At 47.2% G+C, this 24,017-nt stretch carries 23 protein-coding genes; 10 read left to right on the forward strand and 13 right to left on the reverse strand.

From position 1 onward, the window contains the following. Positions 1-228: 228 nt before the first annotated feature. The 8 genes from GOM71_RS04335 to GOM71_RS04370 all read right to left on the reverse strand — a co-directional run bounded on the left by GOM71_RS04335 (position 229) and on the right by GOM71_RS04370 (position 8,286). On the reverse strand, positions 229-984 hold the full coding sequence (locus GOM71_RS04335) for an ABC transporter permease (RefSeq protein ID WP_156278540.1): 756 nt from the start codon (positions 982-984) through the stop codon (positions 229-231). After that, the gene (locus tag GOM71_RS04340; RefSeq protein WP_156278541.1) at positions 984-1,676 is read right to left on the reverse strand and encodes an ABC transporter ATP-binding protein; all 693 of its coding nucleotides are present in this window, start codon (positions 1,674-1,676) and stop codon (positions 984-986) included. Before GOM71_RS04340 ends, GOM71_RS04335 begins: the two co-directional genes overlap by 1 nt. A gap of 151 nt (positions 1,677-1,827) precedes the next feature. After that, positions 1,828-2,646, reverse strand: a complete 819-nt coding sequence (locus GOM71_RS04345) for a sensor histidine kinase (protein WP_216651706.1) — start codon at positions 2,644-2,646, stop codon at positions 1,828-1,830. Positions 2,647-2,735: 89 nt separating this feature from the next. Then, positions 2,736-3,488, reverse strand: coding sequence for an ABC transporter permease (locus tag GOM71_RS04350; RefSeq protein ID WP_173275198.1), 753 nt, complete (start codon positions 3,486-3,488; stop codon positions 2,736-2,738). Then, entirely contained in the window at positions 3,481-4,383 is a 903-nt protein-coding gene (locus GOM71_RS04355) for an ATP-binding cassette domain-containing protein (RefSeq protein ID WP_156278544.1), read from the reverse strand. The genes GOM71_RS04350 and GOM71_RS04355 overlap by 8 nt, the downstream gene beginning before the upstream one ends. A gap of 22 nt (positions 4,384-4,405) precedes the next feature. Beyond that, positions 4,406-5,086, reverse strand: a complete 681-nt coding sequence (locus GOM71_RS04360) for a response regulator transcription factor (RefSeq protein ID WP_156278545.1) — start codon at positions 5,084-5,086, stop codon at positions 4,406-4,408. A 156-nt stretch (positions 5,087-5,242) separates the two neighbouring features. After that, the gene (locus GOM71_RS04365; protein WP_156278546.1) at positions 5,243-7,627 is read right to left on the reverse strand and encodes an MMPL family transporter; all 2,385 of its coding nucleotides are present in this window, start codon (positions 7,625-7,627) and stop codon (positions 5,243-5,245) included. 44 nt (positions 7,628-7,671) lie between these two features. Next, positions 7,672-8,286 (reverse strand): TetR/AcrR family transcriptional regulator, encoded by a 615-nt coding sequence (locus GOM71_RS04370; RefSeq protein ID WP_156278720.1) that lies wholly within the window; start codon positions 8,284-8,286, stop codon positions 7,672-7,674. A 196-nt stretch (positions 8,287-8,482) separates the two neighbouring features. Between GOM71_RS04370 and GOM71_RS04375 the strand changes: the two genes are divergently transcribed. From GOM71_RS04375 to GOM71_RS04395, 5 genes are all read left to right on the forward strand, one after another. Further along, positions 8,483-10,339 carry a sensor histidine kinase gene (locus GOM71_RS04375; protein WP_367649467.1) on the forward strand — a complete coding sequence of 619 codons (1,857 nt, stop codon included), beginning with the start codon at positions 8,483-8,485 and terminating at the stop codon, positions 10,337-10,339. A gap of 21 nt (positions 10,340-10,360) precedes the next feature. Beyond that, positions 10,361-11,863: a response regulator gene (locus GOM71_RS04380; RefSeq protein ID WP_156278547.1), complete on the forward strand. Its 1,503-nt coding sequence runs from the start codon at positions 10,361-10,363 to the stop codon at positions 11,861-11,863. 138 nt (positions 11,864-12,001) lie between these two features. Next, positions 12,002-12,871, forward strand: a complete 870-nt coding sequence (locus GOM71_RS04385; RefSeq protein ID WP_483311022.1) for a carbohydrate ABC transporter permease — start codon at positions 12,002-12,004, stop codon at positions 12,869-12,871. A 2-nt stretch (positions 12,872-12,873) separates the two neighbouring features. Continuing rightward, entirely contained in the window at positions 12,874-13,704 is an 831-nt protein-coding gene (locus GOM71_RS04390) for a carbohydrate ABC transporter permease (RefSeq protein ID WP_156278549.1), read from the forward strand. 245 nt (positions 13,705-13,949) lie between these two features. Continuing rightward, positions 13,950-15,269: an ABC transporter substrate-binding protein gene (locus GOM71_RS04395; RefSeq protein WP_156278550.1), complete on the forward strand. Its 1,320-nt coding sequence runs from the start codon at positions 13,950-13,952 to the stop codon at positions 15,267-15,269. Positions 15,270-15,785: 516 nt separating this feature from the next. Here the strand turns inward: GOM71_RS04395 and GOM71_RS04400 are convergent. The 3 genes from GOM71_RS04400 to GOM71_RS04410 form a co-directional block, all read right to left on the reverse strand. After that, positions 15,786-16,484, reverse strand: a complete 699-nt coding sequence (locus GOM71_RS04400) for a class I SAM-dependent methyltransferase (RefSeq protein ID WP_156278551.1) — start codon at positions 16,482-16,484, stop codon at positions 15,786-15,788. A gap of 48 nt (positions 16,485-16,532) precedes the next feature. Next, the gene (locus tag GOM71_RS04405) at positions 16,533-16,982 is read right to left on the reverse strand and encodes an AraC family transcriptional regulator (protein ID WP_367649468.1); all 450 of its coding nucleotides are present in this window, start codon (positions 16,980-16,982) and stop codon (positions 16,533-16,535) included. 160 nt (positions 16,983-17,142) lie between these two features. Further along, positions 17,143-18,015 carry a stalk domain-containing protein gene (locus GOM71_RS04410; protein ID WP_156278553.1) on the reverse strand — a complete coding sequence of 291 codons (873 nt, stop codon included), beginning with the start codon at positions 18,013-18,015 and terminating at the stop codon, positions 17,143-17,145. 171 nt (positions 18,016-18,186) lie between these two features. On the opposite strand from GOM71_RS04410, the gene GOM71_RS04415 reads away from it, so the two are divergent. The 5 genes from GOM71_RS04415 (at position 18,187) to ahpF (ending at position 22,004) form a co-directional block, all read left to right on the forward strand. Beyond that, positions 18,187-18,732, forward strand: coding sequence for a TetR/AcrR family transcriptional regulator (locus GOM71_RS04415; protein ID WP_367649469.1), 546 nt, complete (start codon positions 18,187-18,189; stop codon positions 18,730-18,732). A gap of 15 nt (positions 18,733-18,747) precedes the next feature. Then, positions 18,748-19,089, forward strand: a complete 342-nt coding sequence (locus GOM71_RS04420) for a DMT family transporter (protein WP_156278554.1) — start codon at positions 18,748-18,750, stop codon at positions 19,087-19,089. Positions 19,090-19,116: 27 nt separating this feature from the next. After that, positions 19,117-19,575, forward strand: a complete 459-nt coding sequence (gene aac(6') / locus GOM71_RS04425; protein ID WP_156278555.1) for an aminoglycoside 6'-N-acetyltransferase — start codon at positions 19,117-19,119, stop codon at positions 19,573-19,575. Between the two features lie 248 nt (positions 19,576-19,823). Continuing rightward, positions 19,824-20,387: an alkyl hydroperoxide reductase subunit C gene (gene ahpC, locus GOM71_RS04430; RefSeq protein WP_156278556.1), complete on the forward strand. Its 564-nt coding sequence runs from the start codon at positions 19,824-19,826 to the stop codon at positions 20,385-20,387. Between the two features lie 87 nt (positions 20,388-20,474). Continuing rightward, positions 20,475-22,004, forward strand: a complete 1,530-nt coding sequence (ahpF, locus tag GOM71_RS04435; protein WP_367649470.1) for an alkyl hydroperoxide reductase subunit F — start codon at positions 20,475-20,477, stop codon at positions 22,002-22,004. 69 nt (positions 22,005-22,073) lie between these two features. Here the strand turns inward: ahpF and GOM71_RS04440 are convergent, their stop codons facing one another. Together GOM71_RS04440 and GOM71_RS04445 are read right to left on the reverse strand one after the other, a co-directional pair. Next, complete coding sequence (locus GOM71_RS04440; protein WP_156278558.1) at positions 22,074-23,165, reverse strand: hypothetical protein; 1,092 nt, start codon at positions 23,163-23,165, stop codon at positions 22,074-22,076. Positions 23,166-23,249: 84 nt separating this feature from the next. Further along, positions 23,250-23,534 carry a hypothetical protein gene (locus GOM71_RS04445; protein ID WP_156278559.1) on the reverse strand — a complete coding sequence of 95 codons (285 nt, stop codon included), beginning with the start codon at positions 23,532-23,534 and terminating at the stop codon, positions 23,250-23,252. Between the last annotated feature and the right edge of the window lie 483 nt (positions 23,535-24,017).

Here is a 24,017-nt window from a genome sequence, read left to right on the forward strand (position 1 = left end):
AAATCTAAAACCATATTTACCCATAACCTTCACGCCAATGAAGGTTATTTGTCGTGCCTAGAAATTAGTATACCAATTAACTTGGCGCGCTCCAATACTAAAAGCTTGACAAACATTAGCTGGTTTTTATGAAATTCACTTTTGTAATTTACTGATGCGAGCTGTTTCTCTAGCGAGCGAACCTCTTTTGAGACGGCCTTTTTTTTTGCGAATAAGTGAAGTTCTGCCTTAATTCTCAATTTTTCGTTTGCGCGAAAACAAAACAAGTCCGATGGCCAGCAAAACCGCTAAAGAGAGAAAAACACTTGCGCTGCCGCCAATCGTAGCTTTCACAGGAGCCTCGTAGTAAGTGGATTTATCCGAGAAATACATTGCTGCACGATATGCAAAACCGCCCGGAACCATATAGCCGCTCTCAGTGCCAATAAAGAAACAAGATACGAACCCGTAAATGACGCCGATTACTGTCGTTACGATAATGTTGCGGCCCAGATTGATCACTATGGCGCCTGCACAGGTTGTCACGAATATAATAATGGCTGCCTCAAGAGCAAAACCAAAAGCGAGCGAGAAAAGCCCGGTAAGAGATACAGTTGTTTGTCCCATGCCCTGCAAAATAAAAAGAAGCAGGCTGAAGCATGAAAACAGAACGGCGGCGAACAAAAGACCAACTATACAGGAAACGGCCGCTTTGGCGAAAAATAGCTTCGTTTTCGAATACCCGTATGTGATCCAGTTGATGTACGTTTTGTTCTTGTATTCCTGATAAAATATGGAACCGACTAATATGAACATGACCATAGGGAAAAACAGCGCAAACTGGTTGTTCATAAAAAAGAATAGGTCGCGCACCGATTTTGTACTGTTATTCATGAATGCTGCCGCGCCGCCACTCAGTACAGGCAGTATGGACAGCAAAAACAGGAAAAGCAGAAACCACTCTCTTTTCAATTTAAAAAACTCATTTTTAATAAGCTGTCTCATTAGGCGCCCTCCGCTTCGATAGAGTTCATAATGGTTTCATACAAAGCTTCCAGTTCTTTTTCGTCCTCATACACATTTTTCATCGTTTTCAGAATACGGCCCCCGCGAATAAAAATCAGCTCATCCGTAATATTGGAAATTTCCGCAAGACTGTGGCTGGACACAACAATGCAACGCTCCGAGGTTTTGAGGCGCTCTTTAAGCAGCAGTCTAATTTCTTTTATACCAAGGGGGTCAAGCCCGTTCGTCGGTTCGTCCAACAAAAGATATTTCGCCTGACCAAGAAAAGCACGGGCGATGCCAAGCCTCTGCTTCATGCCCAAAGAGAGCTGGGAAAACTTTTTATCTCGGGCAAACGATAAATCAACCTGCTTCAATGCAGCATCAATATCAGGCGAGCTCAGCTTCGCATATTGCGCATGAAGCCATAGATTCTCAAACGCGGTTAAATGATTGTAAAATGCCGGATATTCAATCAAACTGCCGAACTCCTGAGTGGAAACCGGCCGGCCGTCGGACGAAATGCTGCCTTTATAATTCGTGAGCCCTAGCATTGATTTGAATAAGGTCGTTTTGCCAGCGCCGTTTGGTCCCAGAAGGCCGTAAATTTTCCCTTTTTCCAGATTAAGATTGATGTCGCGCAGCACATACGCAGAGCCAATCGAAAAGTTAACATCTTGAATCGTAAGCATGAGATCATCTCCACCTTTTGTTGAATTGCTGACCATCTTTGCGCTTTTATAGTATCAACCGAGTTTAAGGATTTCTTATCGAAAAGGATAAAGAATGTATAAGGTTTGCAAAAAAAGAGAGCTGCGGCTCGCAGCTCTCATAGACAATCAATTACTTATGGAGAAGTGGAAAGCAAATATGGATTTCAAACTGTTGTTCCTTTAGATGAGCGGAAATCGTGCCTTCCATACTCTCCACCAGTTTTTTTACGATTGCAAGGCCAAGCCCTGTTGTTTTTTTGGTTCGTGAGCGGTCGGTCGTATAAAATCGGTCAAATAAGCGGGGGATATCCGCCGCGTCAATTGTGGATGAACGGTTAGATACCGTTACACAGCATTGTTGCTCTGTATTTATGCAGGAAATCATATAGTTCCCGTCGCCATGGATCAATGCGTTATAGATGACATTGGAGAAAATGCGGGCAAGAGCGTCCTTGTCTCCCCAGATCATAGAAGCTTGATCAGCAATATCGATCTGAGGAGTGCAATGTCTATTCTCAAAATCACTGTAATAGGACGCTAACGCATCACGCAATACATTGTTCACATTAACCTGCTCTTTGTGCAGCGTTAATTCGTTTGCTTCGATACGGGCGAATTCGAACAGCTGATTGAGCAAGTTTTTGACCGCAGCAATCCGTTCCCCGGAAATCTCTGCATATTCTCGTTGTCTGGCAGATAATTGTTCTTCCAGCAAGAGTTGAATGTATCCGTTCGCTGTTGCCAGCGGTGTTCTTAAATCATGCGACAAGCTGGTTATCGTTTCGCGAAGCAGAGCATCGTTGGTTTCGATTTCCCGCCCAGTCGTTCGATACTTTTTGAGCAGCCGATTAATACTATGGGAAAGCGCTGCAAGATTCGAATCAATAGGGGCTATCCTAAGCTCTGCTTGCGTATCGCGTTCATGCATAAAATCGATCTGTTGCCGCAAGTTATGGAGTTGTCTTCTTAGAATCACTATTTTCCATATTGCCGTACCACAGAGCAGCGTAAGTGTTGCTGTTAATATCCACAAAAGGATCATCGCCTTTCCCGTTTCTTGAAATCAGTGCGGCGATAGATGGCCCATGAGATGCCGATTGTTAAAATTAAGTATGCCGCAATCGTTAGCAGAAAAGGGAGGGACTGTTCGGCAACAGCGGCGATGCGCATATCGGTTGATAGTCCAACAATCCAATAACGATAAAGCGAATAAGATAAATCGAGAGCTTCGCTCATTCGGGTCAAATACAGATACAGAATGACCAGCAAACTATAGTTGACGCATAGAACAAGGATACGGCTGCGAAGCAGGCAGCTGGTCAACCATATAAACGAGGCATATGCGATAAAACATAAGATCTGCAACGATAAAAAGCCGAGAATGGATCCAATCGTGTACTCCAAATTCGGGATTTTTGCCCAAGCTGTTAAAATCATCGCGAATGCGAGGATAACATTGATGGTTACATATAACAGCGAAATGATCCAGGCAGCAAGCAATTTTCCGCCGAAAAATGATGAGCGCCGAACACCTTTGGCGAATAGAACAGTGTGCAGCTGCTGTTTATAATCGTCAGTGAAGTAAACGCTCAGAAACAGAACCAACGGATAGATAAGACTATAATCTGAGAATAGAAATTGCGTGAATCCGTCTAAGGATGGCGTGCGAACGCTATCATGATGATAGGTCAATACGAGCGCAAACATAAAAAATGCGGAAATCGAAAGGCTGACATACAGCAGTCGGCTTTTCCTAATTCGATACCACTCACTCTGAATGATCTCAATCAATAGGATCGCCTCCCATCCATTGCGACAAATATTGCTCCGGAGGTGTCCCCGCGATCCATATTTCAGATACGGCTATTCCAGCGGACACCAGCTGCGCATTTAACTCTGCCGATCGGTCGAGAGCACCGAAAACACGCAGCAGGTCATCCGCAAGCACTTCATATTGCGGAAATGACTGTTGTAAAATAGGAATGGTCTTTGAAACATGCGGCGTTCTTATTTTAATACAGCGTTCACAATCCTCGAGCAGTTGTTCAGGAGAAAACTGGGCTACAAGCTTCCCTTGCCTTAGAATGCCGTATCGAGTAGCGATGTGTGAAACATGGCTGTAATGTTGGCTCGTCATTAGTAAAGTGATCGCTCTGCTCTTATGAAGCATGGATAAAATTTCTGTTAATTGATTGCTTTCATTCGTATCCAGTCCCAGAAAGGGCTCGTCCAGCAGCAACAAATCCGGACTTCCTAATAAAGCGATAGCAAGATTGAGTTTACGCTGATTGCCAATCGATTGGCGCCGAACCGATTTGGATAATGTTAAATCAAGATTTACCGAAGCCGCTAGTTCGTGCAAGCTTTGCAGGGAACCGAACGCACGGGAGAAATAGCGGAGGGTTTCAGCTATTGACAAGTTGCCGAGGTAAACAGCTTGATGGGGGACATATCCGATCCGGCGCTGTTCTTGTTGCCAATTGGAATTGCCGAATAGGCGAATCGTTCCGGAGGTAGGGGCAATAGCGGCAGAGAGAAGGCGGAGCAGCGTCGATTTTCCTGCGCCATGACAACCGAATAAGACGCCGGCTTCACCTTGTTCCAATCGGAACGATAAATCAACGACGCCATGATTTCCATTCGAAAAAGATTTAGTTAGGTTGCTTAGCTCTATTGCGGATTCCATGTGCGGCTCCTTTTCTATAAGATTAGCTTTGCATTTTGAAGCCTAATCCCCAGACTGTTTGGATAAAGGATTCATCTGGCTTGATAGCCGCCATTTTTTTTCGCAGATTTCCTATATGAACATTGATCGCATTGTCGCTCCCGCTGAAATCCTCGTTCCAAATGCGTTCAAAAATATTGTTCTTCGTAAATACTTTATTCGGAGCGGACATTAGCAAATGCAAAATCGAATATTCGTAACGGGTCAATGCAAGGGGGGTTCCCATAAGCTTCACTTCGAGAGTAACGGTATTCAACGTCAAATCCTTAAATGTGAGTATTTGTTCTTTTGTTGTCTTCTCTTTTGAGCAACGCCTTAAAATGGCTTCGATTCGTACGAGCAACTCCTGATTGTCGAACGGTTTCGTTATATAATCGTCCGCGCCTTGCCGCAATAAATTTATTTTGCTTGCCATATCCGTTTTCGCAGAAAGGCCAATGACAGGAAGCGAAGAGGATGCTTTGGCATACTCAAGCACATTTTCGCCGGATACACCAGGAAGCATAAGGTCGAGCAGCAGTAAATCAAATGCTTGGTCTTTCAGCAATAGAAGAGCTTCACTTCCCGAATATGCAGCAGTAACTTTGTAGCTGTTCTGCTCTAACAGCCTTTTTATCATATGGCTTAGCATCGAATCATCTTCAACGAGCAAAATCGTGTACATTCGGAGTTTCCTCTTTCTTCGCAGTCGGATATTTGTCCAGTTTTTACTTTATTTAACGAATTCTATCTAAGGGAGCGGAATCCTTTAAAAATGAAAAAGACGGCGGAGACCCTCTGCGAACAGGGGCGTTCTCCGCCGTCGTTTTATGTTTCTTTTTTAGTGCACATGATGAGGCTTTGACTTAGGTTTGATGCCGGCAGCTTTCTCATCAGCCTTTAACTCAGCAAGCAGCTTATCGCCTTCAACGTCGAGGTTCGGAAGCATACGGTCCAGCCACTTGGGCAGCCACCAGGCTTTATCGCCGAAGATGGCCATAACCGCAGGGACGAGCGCCATCCGGACGAAGAATGCATCAATAAGGATGCCGATCGCCAGCGCAAAGCCGATTTGCTTAATCATGATGTCGTGAGCGAAAATAAAGCCGGCAAAGACGGAAACCATGATGACGGCTGCGGCTACGACGACGCGGCTGGCTTGATCATAGCCATGAATGACGCTTTCTTTGCCATGATGACCGTGAACGTATGCCTCTCGCATGGAGCTGACAAGGAATACTTGATAATCCATCGCAAGGCCGTATAGAATGCCGGTAACCATAATCGGCATAAAGCTGAGCAGCGGTCCGCCGGTGTCGAAGCCGAAGAGGTCGTGCAGCCAACCCCATTGGTAGACGGCAGTCGTAATTCCGAACGTAGCGAGCACGCTGAGCAGGAAGCCGACCGTCGCTTTGACCGGCACGATGATCGAACGGAATACGAGCAGCAAAATGATAATGGAAAGAATGACGATAATGCCGACGTAAAGCGGGAACACTTCGGCAAGCTTCGACGACATGTCAATGTTGATCGCCGTAAATCCGGTAATGCCGATCTTTATATTATGCGTCTGCGCCATACTGGAATCGGCGTCGCGCAGCTCTTTGACTAACTCCCGCGTCTCCGAGTCGGTCGGACCTGTTTTTGGAATGAGACTGATAATGGCCATATCGCCGGTTTTGTTTACGCCCATTGGCGTTACAAGCGAAACGTTGTCATGCTGCTGGAGCTCTTGTACCAGTTGTCCAAGCGTCTCCATCGCGATCGCTTTCTCTGTTCCTTGCGGCTCGGCAACGAGAAGCAGCGGCCCGTTGAAGCCCTCGCCGAAGCCGGAGGAAATCGCATCGTAGCCTTGTCTTGCCGTTGTATCCAAGTTCGCCGTCGCTCCCGAAGGAATACCCATCTCCATTTTTGCAACGGGGATTGCTCCAATCGCCAGTATAACGATAACGCCAATAACAATGGCAAAGCGAGCTTTAACGACGCCTGTTACATAGCGATGCGCGAATCCATGAGGCGTGTTGTTGCCGTTGCTGCTGCTCTTCGCGCGAGCTTTGGCCGAGCATATGCGTTCGCCCACTAAACCGAGCATCGCCGGCAGCAGAGTCAATGCAACCAAAACATTGACGAGAACGGCAACAGCGGCGACAAGCGCCATCGCGGACAAGAAGCCGATACCGATGACAAGCATGCCGCATAAGGCGATGATTACAGTCAAGCCGGCGAAAAATACGGCGCTTCCGGCGGTGCCAACCGCTCTGCTCGCAGCTTCCATTGCGCTTATTCCCTGTTCGAGAATAATGCGGCGCTGGCGGTTGACGATAAACAGCGCATAATCGATGCCGACCGCCAGACCGACCATAAGCGCCAGAACCGGCGTGATATCGGTCATATTGAACATTTTCGAGAAGGCGTAAGCGCCGCCAACGCTAATGCCAACTCCCAATAGTGCGGTTACCAGCGGCAAGCCGGCAGCAACGACCGAACCGAGCGTCATAAATAATACAACTGCGGCGACAAGAAGTCCGATGGCCTCTGTCGACCCAATGGCAGGCTTGGTCGTAAGCGAGTCGCCTGGCAGCGCCGTAATGCCTGCTTTCTCAACGGATTCGACCGTTTGGATGACGGTATCGGGAACGGATTCAGGCAGCGACATTTGCTGAACGGTAAATTGGAATTGGAATAACGCGACGCTGCCGTCGGATGCGAGCATAACGCCAGGCATCGGAGCGCCGTTTACGATAAGTGGACCGTAAGGCGGAGCTTCTCCTGCAGATCCTTGCGCAGATGCGTCGGATTGTTCCGCTTGTGCGGCTTGCGCGGAAGCATCGCCGCTTTGTCCTGCCTGCGCGCCTTGAGACGCATCGGTCATCGAAGCGCCGGCTTTCGCCGCCAATTCGATCGGATTTATAACATAGTCAAGGTTATAAACCTCATTAACAGCTTGGCTAATGGAGGCTAGACGCTCCTCCGTGTCCAGGCGTTCGCCTTTAGGCGCCGTAAACACGATGCTGGCTTGACCGCCCGAAGCTTCAGGCAGCTCCTGCGCCAATTGATCCAATACTTTTTGCGATTCTGTGCCCTCGATTTTCATCTCGGAGCTGACATGAATGCCGTTGATTCCAAGTATGGCAAGCACAATGCCGAGAATTGCGATCCAGCTAACGATGAAATACCAAGGCTTGGTATAGGCTGACTTGCCCAATTTGTACAGAAAAGTTGACATGCGTTAATTTTCTCCTTTGTACGTGAAAATGAAAATCAGATGGATTAAAATCCGTTCCGCAAGTAGCCGAACATGGTATCCAAATAGTGGTCAAACGTAACGGCATCTGAGGTTTCAGCAGCCCGTTCGCCTGGCAGAAGCACGTTCAAACCGCCGTCCAGCAATGGCAGCACAGCGCCATAGACTGCTCCGACGAGAAGGTGAGTATATCCTGCCGGATACCTTCCGCGTGACAGCTCGTTTAATGTTTCTTGAGCGGTGATTTGCAAGGTGCGAAGCGCGCTAAGGATGTAAGGCTCCAGGGTAGGGCTCTGCTTCGAAAGCGAAACGAGCTGGCGCAATTTGACGAAATGGTTGCCAGTAAGCTGCAGCTTCATCAGATGATACAGGATATCGAGCGGGGACATCGACTCGTTGATATCGCCGATCCATTCCGCGACCTCGTCCGCACCCTTGAAGATGACCGCGGCCATCGCGACCGCTTCTTCCTTGCAGGAGTAGTGATTGGCGAACGTTCTTCTGGAATAGCCGGCTCGCTGCACGACATCCTCTACGACGAAGCCGTCCAATCCCTTTTCCAAAGCAAGGGAGAACGACGCATCGGCCAGCGCGCTCGCGGTTGCTTCCCTTTTCATATCGCGAAGGCTATGTTTGTTCATCATGAACGCCTCAGCGTACACCTCTTTTCTTGTTTAAGTGTGAGCAATGATCTAAATATATTATTGCCCATTGGGCAATAATGCACAATGAGCAAGTTGTTACGGTTTTGTGGCGGGCACCCTTGGCAATAAGAATGCAATTATGCAAGAATAGGGATGCATTCATGTTTGACGAGAGAAAGGGGACCGGGGAAGAGTGGCTCTATGGGGGAACAGACTTCAAAAACAGATCAAATGGCCTTTCGGACGAATGGAATTCAAGCTGTCCATCGTATTCCTTGTACTGATTTTATTGCCGATGGGCGGGCTGAGCTATTTATCTTCGGAACGCTATCAACGTTCAATCGAGAACAATACGGTTACCTATGTATCGCAGGTGTCGGACATGATGATTAGCAAATTGGACGATTATACGGAGGATATGAAAAAAATATCCATCATACCGTCGTACGTGGATAATATTATAGACAATTTGAAGCTTTCCAATGATTATTACGAGAAGGCAGCCGATCCGGAGGCGGATGTGAACGAACCGACGAGCTTCTCCAGAAATGCAGAAGACTACGCGCTAGTTGGGATCGGCGAGAAAATTAGAGACAGCATCTATTTTTTGAATACGATCAAACAAGGGACGAACACCATCTATTTGTTTGATAATTATGGACATCCCTATTCGGTCGTTCGCGGGGGCGGGGTCCGATCCGATCTGTACGACGCTTATCCGAAGTGGAAAGAACTGGCCAGTAAAGCGCATGGAAGGCCGGTGCTCGTCAGCACGCAGGAGGTAGCCGGACCGAATCGCAGCGAGCAATTCGTTTTTACTGTAGTGAGAGCGATAATTGGTCCGTCGTACGAGCAGATCGGGATGTTTGCCGTTGATGCCAATATAAGCGTTATCGCGAAGTTTGTTGAGGATTTGGATAGGGATACGCGGGGAACGACGTTAATTGTAGATGACGCAGGGGCTGTTGTATTTGATAGCGAGAAGAAGTATTTGGGACAGGTCCTCAAGGAAAACGAGCTGCTGGAGAAAGCGACAGGCTTGGAGGGCAGCTTTCACGGCGAGCTGAACGGAGAGCCGGTATTAACGATTTATAGGCAATCGTCAGTAACCGGATGGAAGATCCTCATTACAATACCGGAGCACGAATTGACGAAAGAAGCGCTCAAGACGCGAAAAATAACGGAGCTGACCGCGATTCTCATTATCGGATTTGCATTAATTATTTCCCTCGTGCTTATTTTCACGCTGACCAGACCGCTCCGCCGTCTTGTGCGTTTGATGAAGCAGGTGCAGAACGGGAACCTTGATGTCGTATTTCCGGTTCGCGGACAGGATGAAATCGGAATGGTGGGCAATGCGTTCAATCGGATGATTATGCGGGTCAAAACGTCCATGGAAGACGTTGCGATTGCCGCCCACCGTACGCGAGTAGCAGAAATCGAAGCGCTCCAGCAGCAGATCAATCCGCATTTTATTTATAATACGCTGGAAGCGATGCGGATGACGGCGGTTATGAACGACGATGCAGAAGTGAGCGATATGGCGCTTATACTGGGCAAGCTTCTTCGTTACAGCATCGGGTCAGGCATGGAGACGGTAACCTTAAAAAAGGAGCTTGAGCATCTGGATATGTATGTGCAGCTGCTCAACTTTCGCTATGCGGAGCCTTTCCGGCTCATTTACCCGGAGCAGAGCTTGGATGAAGAGATGCCGATGATGAAGCTGCTGTTCCAGCCGATCGTTGAAAATTCGGTGTATCACGGATTGGACGAGTCCAAGCAGGGGATGGACATCCGGATTGCGTACGAGATGAAAGGGCCGGATCATATTTTCACAATCGAAGATAACGGAAAAGGCATGTCGGAGGATGTATTGCAGCGGCTGAGGAGCCAACTGGACGGACCGGCTCAGCCAGGGCAAGAGAGAGGAATCGGCTTGCGGAATGTGAATGAAAGATTAAAGCTGCGATACGGCGAAGCGTATGGCATTTCGGTCGACAGCCGGCAAGGCAACGGAACGAAGGTCACGATCCGCATTCCGTTAAGATAGCGATATCAAGGAGGGCTAAACATGATTCATATTGCGATTGTTGACGATGAGGAGAGAATCCGGCTTGGCATGGCCAAACTGATCTCGCAAATCGACGAAAAATATAAAGTGATTGCCAGCTATTCGAGCGCTTATGAAATGCTCGCGAATCTTAGCGGACTTAAAGTGGATTTAGTCATTACCGATATCAAAATGCCGAACTTGACCGGATTGGAGCTGATCGCCAAGGCGAAAGAAGCGCGGCCGGATATTTTTTATGCCATTTTAAGCGGATTTGACGATTTCACCTATGCAAGAGAAGCAATCAGGCAAGGGGCAGTCGATTACTTGCTCAAACCGGTAGATAAAAGCGATTTGAAACGATTGCTCGACAAGGTTGAGCATAGCCTTGAGCAAAGACGGAACGCCGGCCGTCCAAAAGCGGAAGACTTCTTGAAATTGCTCTTGATTAACGATGCCTCTCGCTTGCCCGCGTCTTTGATGGAAGAAGCGGAGAAAGAGCTTGAGCATGTGCCGCTGCTGTTGGGCAAATTCGCTGTTTTTGCAGCGAAGGGGGCGCCCCTGCCGATGATGGACAAGATGAAAGAGATGGCGATGACTTCGCCATGGGAGTGTATTGTGCTCGAAAGAGACGATAAAACGATAATTGTATTATTCGCGATCGGAGGCAGCGAGCATGCCGATTCGCTAAAGCAGCTGGGACAGGTGCTGTTGCTGAAGATGTCCGCCGCATTTCGAGGCCGCATCGGATGCAGCCATGTGCTCGAGGGCGCCAGGTCGCTGCGTCTGGCTTACTTGCAAGCGGAGCAAGCGATCGAACGCAGCTGGTACTCGGAAGGGAAAGCGGCTTTCCAGAGCTACGGCGCAATAGGGAGCAAGCAAGATTACCCGGGTACACTGCTCCAGCTGGACAAGGCGTTCAGAGATGCATTGGCGTTAGCCCAATACGACAAGGCGGAGCAGGCGCTGCGCCAATGGGCGGTTGACGTGGCGAAACGATGCCCGTCGTGGAACGATTTGCAGGATGCCTGCGCCGCTATGTATAGCCTGATCGACACGGCGCATAACGCTCCGGGAGCAGGACATTCTTCTGGTCCGGCCTTGCTGCCGCCCGATGCGTTTGCCGACTGGCGGCAATTTCAGGATGATTTTCTGACGAGGATGCTCGAACAAATGGCGGAGTTGAAAGCGAGCCGCCAAGAAAATCGTGTTATAGAGAAAGTGAAGGCTTACATCAACCAGCATTTTACAGAGGAAATGGATCTGACCCGGCTGGCTGAGGAAGTGTATTTGACACCAAGCTACTTAAGCAAGCTATTCAAGACCGAAACAGGGGAAACCTTGACCGATTATCATATATCGGCACGGATCGAGCGGGCTAAACAGCTGTTGAAAGAGGACTTGTCTCTCAAAACATATGAGGTAGGAGAGAGGGTCGGTTATTTAGACCCCGCCTACTTTAATAAGATTTTCAAGAAAACGGTCGGCTGCACGCCGAAGGAATACCGAGAGCGAGTTAGGTAATTGTTATCAAAAATGAAGACAATGAAAACAAATGTAGAACCTTAAAAATGTCCACGCATTGACGTATAATTATGACGAATGAAAACGGATTCAGAACGGCTATCGTGGAATGACTAAGGGGGAATACAATTGTTTAAAATGAATTACAACAAACAGAAGATCGCGATTATTATCGGTTTTCTGGCTCTGCCGCTTGCCTTTCTGTTCACATTCACATTTTATCCGGCAGCTGCATTGCTTTATTTCAGCTTCACGGAATGGGACGGGCTCGGGTACGATATGAAATGGATCGGACTAGCCAATTACAAGGAAATTTTTGTTCGTCCCGAGTTGTTTGGCGTGTTCAAGAACAACTTGTTTTATTTTATCGGCGGTTTGGTTCAGTTAGCGTTGGCTTTATATTTTGCGGTACTGCTCAACAGTAAAATACGGGCAAGAAATTTTTTCCGGGCGCTCATCTTTTTGCCTTATGTGCTTCATAGCGTAGCTACAGCGATTATGTTCAAAAACATTTACCATGCGGAGTACGGCGTTCTGAACGTATTGTTAGGATCGTTAGGCATGGAATCGTGGCAGCAGCAATGGCTGGCTGACACGCGCTTTAACAATGTCGCTCTCGCATTTGTTTCCATGTGGAAGTATATGGGGCTAAACTGTATTATTTTCATCGGAGCGCTTCAATCGATCTCCGAGGACATGTATGAAGCGGCGAAAATTGATGGCGCTAACAAATGGCAAAGCTTCCGCTTCATAACGCTGCCGAGCATTCGGAAAGTAATGGAGCTTATGATGGTGCTGACGTTGACAGGGGCGCTCGAAGTGTTTGATATCCCGAAAATTATGACTAACGGCGTAAACGAAACGACCACATTCGTCCTTCAGACGATTGATACGGCGTATGCTTATCAAAAATTCGGGCTTGCATCTGCGATGTCGGTCGTACTGTTGCTCATTGTTGCCGCAGTCATTCTCATTCAACGCAAATTTCTGTTCAAAGGTGATGAATAAGTATGGAACGTTACGAGAATCCTGTCGTTACCGTGTTGAAGTATGCCTCGCTCATCGTAGCGTCGATCGTTGTTCTTTTCCCCATCTATTCCGTATTTGTCGGCGCTTTCAAAACGAGAGAGGAGTTCTACAGCAGCGGTTTGAGCCTGCCGGATAACTTCTTCAACTTTGATAACTTCGTCCGCGTCATCGAGATCGGCCGTCTGGACATTGGCTTTATGAATATTTTGACGATATTGGCCGTGGCGCTTTGCGGTAATATATTGTTTGGATCCATGGTAGCATTTGCGATCGGTCGATTTGATTTCAAGTTGAAAAACGGCATTATCGGCCTGTTCTTGCTCGGGCAGCTTATTCCAACGATTACGACGCAGGTCGCGCTTTTCAGTGTCGTTAAGAGCTTGATGCTGTATAACAAACTGGCTGTAGCTATGGTATTATATATGGGCGCAGACGTGCTTCAGATCATTATTTATTTGCAATTTGTTCGCAGCATTCCGAAAGATTTGGACGAAAGCGCGATGATGGAAGGCGCTTCACTGTTCCGGATTTACCGATCGATTATTTTTCCTTTGCTTGCCCCGGCGACAGCGACGCTGGTCATTTTGAAAACAATTTCCATTTACAACGATTTCACAGTTCCGTTCTTGTTCATGCAAGACGAGAGGCTTCAGGTTGTTTCGACGGCGATCGCTGCATTTGTCGGACCAAACGCAGCGCAGCTGAATCTGATCTCCGCCGCTGTATTGCTTATCTTTATACCGACAATCGTTATCTTCCTCGTGCTTCAGAAATACATTTTCTCCGGTGTAACAAGCGGGGCAGTCAAGTAATGGCAATGTTTGATTTGGCCGTTTTTCCGGAATTTCTTTTTCGGAAAAACGGTTTTTTTTCTCAAAGGACAATAGAGTGGGATGATAAAAGTTAGCTTTTTGTTAGCATAATTCGAGACAATTAAAACAAAATGAGAGCATTTTCATTAGTGCATTAAACTTTATAATTAGGTAATGAAAGCGATGTCAAAACGCGCTTACAAACATGCAATCGCTATTTATAATTTTAGGGGGGAATTGCAGAAATGAAGAAGACATTAACTGGTTCTTTAGCGTTGGCATTGCTGGCAGGTGTGCTTGCAGGCTGCGGATCTAACAACGAAGGAAATGCAGAACCAACGACTGAGCCGTCGACGGCTGCTGCAGATGCGACTGAAAAACCGGCAACTGAAGAAGTATCCGATCTGGGCGGAAAGATCACTTTCGTATCGACTCGTACGGATATGAAGAACGACGGAACGCTGGACAAGTATGCGGCAAAATTTAAGGAAAAATATCCGAAAGCTGAATTCGAATGGGTAGCCATTACGGAATACGCTCAAGACATTCGCGTTCGTTTGACTACTGGCGAAGCGGGCGATGTTAGCTTCCTCGATCCAAGCCTTCCGCTCAGCGAGCTGCAAAACTATTACGAGCCATTGCCTGACAGCCTGTTCGAAGATGCGTACTTCGCTGATCTGAGAGCTTGGGAAGGCAAACGTTACGGTATTGCGACAGGCGTTAACACGCAAGGTATCGTATACAATAAGCAAGCATTTAAAACTGCGGGAATCGAGAAGATTCCAACTACGCTTGACGAATTGTACGATGCAGCTGAAAAGCTGAAAACAGCTGGCATTGTGCCGCTCTACATGAACGTTGGCGCCTTGTGGCCAATCACGAACTGGGGCGAAAACGGCGCTTGGTACGTATCAGGCCAAGGCAACTTCTTCGATCAATTTGTTAAAGACGAAGCACCATACCGTATGGACAATGCTTGGGGTACTTTGCTGTCGATTGGCCGTGAATTCGTGCAGCGCGGTTACACGGAGAAAGACCTTGCAACGAACAACTGGGAGCTGTCGAAAGGCGAAGTTGCTTCCGGTAAAGCAGGCATGTACTTCCTTGGCAACTGGGTTATTCCACAGCTGATTGCAGCTGGCGCTAAATCTGAGGATATCGGTTTCTTCCCGCTTCCTTATGACAACAGCGGCAAATACAATGCTCCTCAAGGTCCGGACTACTTCATCGGCGTGAGCAAAGACAGTAAAAACAAAGAACTTGCATTCAAATGGGTCGAGTTCTTTATGAAAGAATCCGGTTACACAGATGCAGGCGGATATCTGCCGGTTTACAAATCGCAAAAATCGAACAACCCGCAATTGGCTGAGTTCGACAGCTTCAAACCTGCGTATATCGAAAGCCTTGCTGCTGATCCGAAATGGAACGAAATCGCGAACAAAGCTGAGATCGACATTTACGGAGGAAAATATATCCAAAAAATTCTGACTTCCAAAAACATTCAAGCAGAGTTTGACGCATTGAACGCGAAATGGAAGAAAGCAAAAGAGGCTCTTGGCTACTAATTTAGCGCAAAGCCAAAGAGGCGTCACAGGATCAAATCTGTGACGCCTCTTTTTTGTTGGATAGCTCTAACTTGCAATTTGATCTGAGCAGTGAATCTGCTTCGCAAATTTGCGAAGCAAAGTTCGCTGTTTTAGTTCGTTTGGAGGTGTGCTCAACGGACAACGAACCGATTTACGCTATTCGAGAATTTGAGTTCGCAAATAGCGAAGTTTGGTTCGCTGTCGTGATTTCAGTAGCCGTAATTCGGCTGTTTAGCGAAAATTACTTCGTTAAACAGCGAATCTGCTTCGCTGTGCCATAGGCCATGCCGAGCGATGGCAGCAGATAGATTCGCTGTGCCAGGCTATGCCGAGCGATGGCAGCAGATTCGCTGTGCCATAGGCCATGCCGAGCGATGGTAGCAGATTCGCTGTGCCATAGGCCATGCCGAGCGATGGCAGCAGATTCGCTGTGCCATAGGCCTGCCTAGGCTATGGCAGTAGAGAGGGAGGTGCAGCGCCTCTCTGCAACACAACTCACTCGGCGTGGCATAGCCAGCCCGCCATCAGCACAGTAGAATAAAAACGTGTAATTCCTGTAAATCCGGCCTGCGCGAGCAGCTCCTCGATTTGTTTTTCAGGCAGTAAGGATAGGCGATCAAACGTTTTTGCCCTTTCATCGACGTCAGAACGCTCGCGGCCGGCCTCGATCCAGAAGCTTTTCCAAACGTTCATTCTCGCTTGAAACTCGGGGTCGTTCCGATCGCCATATGCGCTTACGAGAACGAAAGGGGCTCCCGATTTCAGCTGATTTTTGATCGTTCGCAGCAGCTTCAGCTTTTCTTCCCTATCATCAATGAAATGAAGCACCAGGATGCAGCTCGCGGCATCAAATTTCGAGCTTGTTTGAGGCAGATCCTCAACGGTCCCATGGATCAGCTGAACGCGATTCTCCATCTCTAATTCTGCTGCTTTATGCTTAGCGAAGCTCAGCATTTCTTCCGAAGGATCGACTCCCGTAAAGCTCCAGTCCGGGTTGGTCGGTCCCCATGCGGAAAGCTCATTGCCGCCGCCTGCGCCGACCACGAGCAGCGAAGCCGCTTTAGCGTCGAATTGCATGCGAAAGTACGATTGAACCATCGCAAACAGCGAGTCATAGGAGGGGACGGAAATTCGCGTGTTTTTCTCATAGGCTTCCGCTTTATTAATGTTGTATGCCGTATTCTCAGCAGTCATGGTGTGGCACCTACCTTAAGAAATTACTTTATAAGAACAATATCATAACTATTTAATCGGCACACCTATTTCGCAATAATCGTTCAGAACCAACTGGCCTTTGTAACGTTCAAAAATCGGTTTGTGATCCATTTGATACCCATGTTTGTGCAAATCCGTGAAAATTTCATCCCATGCGCGCTGAATTGCTTCCGCCGTATGCTCGATCGTGTAAACGGCATATTTTCCGCCGGATATAACGCCTTCGCTGACCGGGGAATCGACTTGAAAGTCGTCTGGAATGACGATACAAGCATCGTAGCGGCAGTTTTCCGGCAGAGTCGTCTGCGGGTTGTCTTGCGGAATGCCGAACAGGATCGCCGATTCAACGAGCAATTGGTTGTTTTCGGCCCATTGCTTTAATTGCTGCATGGCAGCCTGGCTTTCCAGACCGTAAGGTCCAATGTGCCGTACATAGGCGATGCGATGGTTCGGAATGGTTGCGATCGTCATTTTCACTTTATAATCTCCTTTTAATGTCATTTTTGGTACATTTAGAATGCTATCATGGTATAAAATTATATTCAATAATTTGTTTTATAATGAAATTTATAATGAAATAAACGAAAAAAAGATGACTCCAATCGGGAGTCATCTTTTTGCATGTATGTGAGAAGATTTATTTTGCGTAAGCTTTTTTGGTGTCGATGCTGATGGTGCCGGATTTCGAATCCCATGATACGCCGATGTTCATCATTTCAGCGACATCTCTCAATTTGAAGTAGTTGCTGCCATCAATTTCATAAGCAATTACGCTTACTTCTTTACCATTGAGCATCACTTTCGCTGTCGTTTCTTTTGCTTTCTTGTTCGTTTGGCTTCCAGAAGAGGCCTGATCACTGCCTGCCGATGAGTAAGCTTTATTGGATGTTAGGGCGATCGCTTTGTTGACGGCATCCCAGCTCACATCAAAGCTTTTGTCGGTTCCGTTAACAGCTTGTGCCAAGTCCCGCAATTTGAAGTAGTTGCTATTGTTGATCTGATAAGCTTCAAAAGAAACGCTTTTGCCATTTACGAGCACCTTGGAGTCTGTTGGAACAGCAGAAACCGTTTTTACATTTGAAGCGCTATTACTGTCGCTGCCCTTAATGACATCTAGCAGAATTGGCTGATTGTCGCCTCTTTCTTCACCTTGGAATACAGGGAAAACGCCATAGCCGTATTCGGCCGTTTCGGTAAGTACGGCTTTATTATCTTTAATCTCGATGAGATTCAAACCTTCAAGATCAACCCATTGAGCAATTTGTGTCTCATCTGACAGTTTACCATGGAAAGTGATCGTCACAGGCGTCTGCACGACATACGTCGTATCACCATAGCCTACATCTTCCGTTTTTTTCGCTTTTACTACATTAGAAATCGTAACATAATTGCCATTTTTGAAATCAAACCGCTTTGTGCTTGTCGCCGCAGTAGCCGTTAGCGTTGAGAAAACGGATACGATCAGCATAAGTACTAACATACCGGAAATACGTACAGTCATTTTTTGCATCGGATAATATCTCCTCTATTAATAGTATGATTACATAACTGTAAGGGGATTAATTAATGGTGTCAATATTATCCACGGATAATAAAACCATTTATACGACAATTTCTGACACTTATTATAAATTTGACTTAAAAACCGTCCAGACGGTATAGTAAAAGTGAGGTGAGCGGGGTGAATCGCAATTCGAAACGGAATGATATTTTGTCGGCTGCATCCTCGATCGTGAACACACTAGGTGCGGAGAAACTTACGCTTGAGGCGGTAGCGAAGCAAGCGGGGATGAGCAAAGGAGGGCTGCTCCACCACTTTCCGAATAAGCAAGCCTTAGTCCATGCGATGATGGAACATTCGACGGTCAGCTTTATTTCCAACGTTACAGACAAAGTCTCTTATGCAACGGGCGAGGGGAAGTGGACGCTTGCCTATATCGAGGCAACATTCGCAGACGCCGCAAACGACTGCGGCAAAGAAATCAATGCAGCGATTATTTCCTCGTTGTTTTCAAGCCCTGATGTGCTTGGAAAGCTTCAATCCGAGTATGCCGAATTACAGAAGCATATTGAAAATGACGGAATAGACCCGGTTCTTGCGACAATTATTCGGCTAGCCGCCGACGGACTATGGTTTTCAGAAATGGTCGGGGTAGGAGAGCTCGACGGCGATCTTAGACATAAGGTAATTGAATATTTGATTCAAATGGCGAAGAATGAGAAGTAGGCAGGAGGAAGATTAATGGGCTATCTGTTTTTGGCGATATCTATAGCAGGCGAATTGTTTGGAACTTCAATGCTGAAAGCCTCGCAAGGCTTTACGAAATTGTATCCTAGCATTTTTACCGTCGTTGCGTTCGGCATTTCTTTCTATTTTCTTTCTTTAACGCTCAAGTCTCTCCCATTAAATATGACCTATGCGATCTGGTCAGGGATAGGCGCGGTAGCGACGACGATCATCTCTGTCCTTATCTGGAAAGAAAAGATTAATACGGGAAGCGTGATCGGCATCGGTTTAATTGTAATTGGAGTTGTCGTGCTGAACTTGTTTGGCGCAGGGCACGGCGAAACCGTAAAAGGTTAACGGTGCGAATCGAGAGGGGGGCTGAAGTTGGAGACTATTAATGAAGCAAGCGAGCAAACGCTGGATCCGTTAACGGAGATGGCGCTGGATTTGTGGCCGGATAACGAGTTTAACGAGCTTCGGGAAGATTTTCGCCAGCTGCTTCAAGACGAGCGGAATAAAGTGTTTCTCTTTTGTGTAGACGAAGTGCCGGTTGGCTTTGTCCACTTTTCGATTCGGACGGATTATGTAGAAGGCTCGAACGGAGGTCCAGTTGGCTATGTTGAAGGGATTTACATAAAGTCCGAGCATAGGCGGAAGGGCTATTCCAAGCAGCTGATTACGCAAGGAGAACAATGGGCCAAAACGATGGGCTGTTCGCAAATCGCTTCCGATATCGAGATCAGCAACATGGAGAGCTATCACTTCCATATTGGTTCGGGTTTTAAGGAAGCGAATCGAGTCATTTGCTTCATTAAAGACGTGAATGAGTTGAAGCCAAATTGAAGCTTGCATGCTCATAATATCCAAACATATTGGCCAAACTGTATGGTGATTGCAAAAAAATGAGGCGATTTCACAAAAGTTTCATTTTGTCTTCATGCTTTCTTCATGCATTAAACGAATGTCAATGTTATTATGTTATTACAAATAGCAAATAAGAATGATTATAGATTGGACATGCTTATATAATAAGCTTGAAGCTCTCTACTTCATTCTAAAAAACTACACCCACTATTAGGAGGAAATACAACATGTCACTTATCGGAACAGAAGTAAAACCATTTAAAGCAACAGCTTACCAAAACGGTAAATTCGTCGAGCTTACTGAACAAAACTTCAAAGGCCAATGGAGCGTCGTTTGCTTCTACCCTGCAGACTTCACATTCGTTTGCCCGACTGAGCTTGGCGACCTGCAAGATCAATATGAAACGCTGAAATCGCTTGGCGTTGAAGTGTACTCCGTTTCCACGGACACTCACTTTACTCATAAAGCATGGCATGACAGCTCGGAAACAATCGGCAAAATCACTTACCTGATGATCGGCGACCCTACGCACACGATCTCCCGCAACTTTGACGTGTTGATCGAAGCTGACGGTCTGGCTGACCGCGGCACGTTCATCATCGATCCAGACGGCGTTATTCAAACCGTTGAAATCAACGCCGGCGGCATCGGCCGTGACGCAAGCGCGCTCATTGGCAAAGTAAAAGCTGCTCAATACGTTCGCAACAACCCTGGCGAAGTTTGCCCTGCTAAATGGCAAGAAGGCGCTCAAACATTGAAACCAAGCCTTGACCTTGTCGGCAAAATCTAAGTGTAAAGATCCTGATGTGAAGCTCAAAATCCTTAATGGATTTTGAGCTTCATTTAAAAATAAAAGCAATCAAGGAGGCTGATCTCGGTGTTGGATGCAGATATCAAACAACAGTTAAACCAATACCTTCAGCTCATGGAAGGCGATGTGCTAATTAAAATTAGCGTAGAGTCCGATTCCGTATCCGCAGATATGCTTGCCTTTGTAGAAGAACTGGCTAGCATGTCTTCCAGAATTACAGTAGAAAAAACACAACTGCCAAGAACGCCAAGCTTTAGCATTAATCGCGCAGGCGGCGATACAGGCGTTACATTTGCCGGTATCCCTTTGGGACATGAATTTACTTCATTAGTGTTGGCTCTGCTGCAGGTTAGCGGACGAGCTCCGAAGGTAGAACAAGAGGTTATCGATCAAATTAAGAGCATTCGCGGCAATTACGAGTTTGAGACGTATGTAAGCTTAACTTGCCACAATTGTCCGGATGTGGTTCAAGCTTTGAATCTGATGAGCGTGCTCAATCCAAGCGTAACGCATACGATGATTGACGGCGCCGCGTTCAAGGCCGAAGTTGAAAGCAAAGACATTATGGCAGTACCGTCCGTTTATTTGAACGGAGAGTTTTTCGGCAGCGGCCGCATGACGCTTGAAGAGATTGTGGCGAAGCTCGTCGAAGCTCCTGATGCTTCCATTTTTAATGATAAAGAACCGTTTGATGTGCTTGTTGTCGGCGGCGGCCCGTCCGGCGCCAGCGCAGCGATCTATACGGCGCGCAAAGGCATTCGCACAGGCATTATTGCAGAACGCTTTGGCGGTCAAGTGATGGATACGGTAGGTATTGAGAACTTTATTAGCGTGAAATATACCGAAGGTCCAAAGCTGGCAGCGAGCTTGGAAGAGCATGTTAAAGAGTATAATGTTGACGTGATGAAGCTGCAGCGCGCGACACGTTTGGAGAAAAAAGAACTGATCGAAGTCGAGCTTGAAAACGGCGCTATTTTGAGAAGCAAAACGGTCATCCTGTCCACAGGCGCCCGTTGGCGCAACATTGGCGTTCCCGGCGAAGAAGAGTTTAAAAATAAAGGCGTAGCTTACTGCCCTCATTGTGACGGTCCATTATTTGCAGGAAAAGATGTAGCGGTTATCGGCGGCGGCAACTCCGGCGTTGAAGCAGCGATCGATCTCGCAGGTATTGTAAGGCATGTAACGGTTATTGAACGCAATCCGGAATTGAAGGCCGATGCGGTTCTGCAAAAACGTCTTTACAGCTTGCCAAACGTTACGGTGCTGAAAAACGCGGTGACGAAGGAAATTACCGGCACCGATAAAGTGAACGGCATTTCCTATATCGAGCGCGGCTCGGAAGAGGTTCAACATATCGAGCTGCAAGGCGTGTTTGTTCAGATCGGTCTTGTGCCTAACACGGAATGGCTGCAAGGTACAGAAGTCGAACGTACAGGCTCGGGAGAAATTATTGTTGACAATCGCGGCGCTACCAGTCTGCCTGGCGTATTTGCCGCAGGCGACTGTACGAACAGCCCGTTCAAGCAAATTATTATTTCCATGGGATCGGGCGCGACTGCAGCATTGGGCGCATTTGATTACCTCATTCGGAATTAAGCCATATCAAAAAGCCGCTTAAAGCCTTAACAGAGGCTTTAAGCGGCTTTTTTCGGGTATAAGCGCGAATTACAATCCAAAGTCAAAATCAGGATCATAGCCCTTAACGGTCCTTTTCGGATGCTTTTCGATGGCTTCGCTGTCCTCTTCCGGAAGCTCGTCCAAGTCGACGGTGGAGCCGTCGGTCGTAATCAGCTTTCCGGTGGAATCGTATGGGAACGCGCTGATTCGTCCGACCGACATCCTCCTGACTTGGCGGCTCATTATGGAAAGCCGGCGCTTTAGCTTAGGAGGCTGTTTTTCATCCGAGTTTTCCTCGATTTCCATTTCGGAGGAGGGGCTTTCCATGTTCATCGGTTCCTCTTTGGACTCCACAGTCTCCACATGCATGTGAGCGTTGTCCTGAACAGGATTGTTAACGCCGAAATGGGGGCCGACGTCAGGAACGTTGGCATGGAAGCTGTTTGCTTGCTTAATAAACGATTTTAAGGCGGATTTATCGCCTGGACTGCCAGCCAGTTTGTCCCGGGCGGCTTCAAAAGCCTTTTGCGATTTCTCCATGTCCTTGATCAATTGTTTCAGATCGGCGCTTCCCGGATCGGAATTAAGCTGCCCCTTGCGCAGGGCGATTTTTTCATTTCCCGCCTGAACGAAACGATCCGTCCACCTTGTGAAGTCAGCGGCCGTTTCCTGGCCATTCGTAAATTTATGCGTGTTGTCGCGAATGTCTTTGTACGACATCCGGTGCGGCATCGCGCCGTTCACCTCGGTAAGACCGGGGGATTTGTAGTTTTTTATTAGAGCATTTGCATCTTCCTTGAGGTTATGAGAAATGAATGCGGCCCGTTTGGAGCCGGCGGTAAAGCCCGGACGCTTTTCCTTCTCTTCCTCTTCTTCCATTTCTGTTTCCTCGGATTCCGATTCCGTTTCGGCCATTTTCTTTTTTTTCGTCGGACGAGAGACTTGTTCTTCTTCTTCCTCCTCAATCTCTATTTCATCGTCATTTCTTTTTCGCTTGACCCCAGACATCAGCTGTAGAACGCCCCGGTTGCCGATATGCTGCTGCATTGCCATCCAGGAAGGGTTGGCAATGTCCGCACCCTTCTTCGCGTTAGTGGAGGAGCCACTGATTTGGCTGCGTTTCGTCTTCGAAACTCTCATGGGAATCTTCTCTCCTTGTACAAACCGTTTTCCATGTTTTCCGAGAAAGCGGCAGTTTAGACAATGCGGAACATGATAGGCAAACTACTTTTTCCCGTATGCTTGCCAGATGGTATAGCGAATTCCGTAATACATGACACCGCCGATGACCGGACCTATCGCATAGAAAAACCAACTGGAAGGGCTAGCCCAGGAGGCGATTTGCACCGTATTCGAAAGGGCTTCGGCTTGCGCATACTGTTCGATAAGATCGGGCGCATAGGATCGGGTAAGAAGCATGCCTTGCGCCATAAGATAGGCTTGCACCGCCAGAAAAACAACAATAGCCGCCACAGCGGCCTCGATTAGAAAACGCCATTTTTTTTGCATAGACTGCCTCGCTTTCTGTTCTTTTAAATGCTTTTATTATAGCATTAATTCCCAAGCTTATCAGGGGGGACAGATTCTGCGTCATTATTATTTGTATATAGCCTATTTGCAGGAAAAACCGACAAGACTTTGTTCCTGAAGCATAATCTTTGTTTGATTTTCAATATTGAAATCGATTTCAAAAGGATTGTTAGTAGCGCCGAAGTAGGGCGGATGAGCGAAAGTTAGTGGATATATCCAATATAGAGCGCCTGAGTGTGGGGGATGAGCGAAAGTTAGTGGATATATCCAATATAGAGCGCCGAAATGTGGGGGATGAGCGAAAGTTAGTGGATATATCCAGTATAGAGCGCCTGAGTGTGGGGGATGAGCGAAAGTTAGTGGATATATCCAGTATAGAGCGCCTGAGTGTGGGGGATGAGCGAAAGTTAGTGGATTTATCCAATATAGAGCGCCGAAATGTGGGGGATGAGCGAAAGTTAG

The organism is Paenibacillus sp. NEAU-GSW1, from assembly GCF_009737085.1.
Taxonomy (GTDB): Bacteria; Bacillota; Bacilli; order Paenibacillales; family Paenibacillaceae; genus Pristimantibacillus.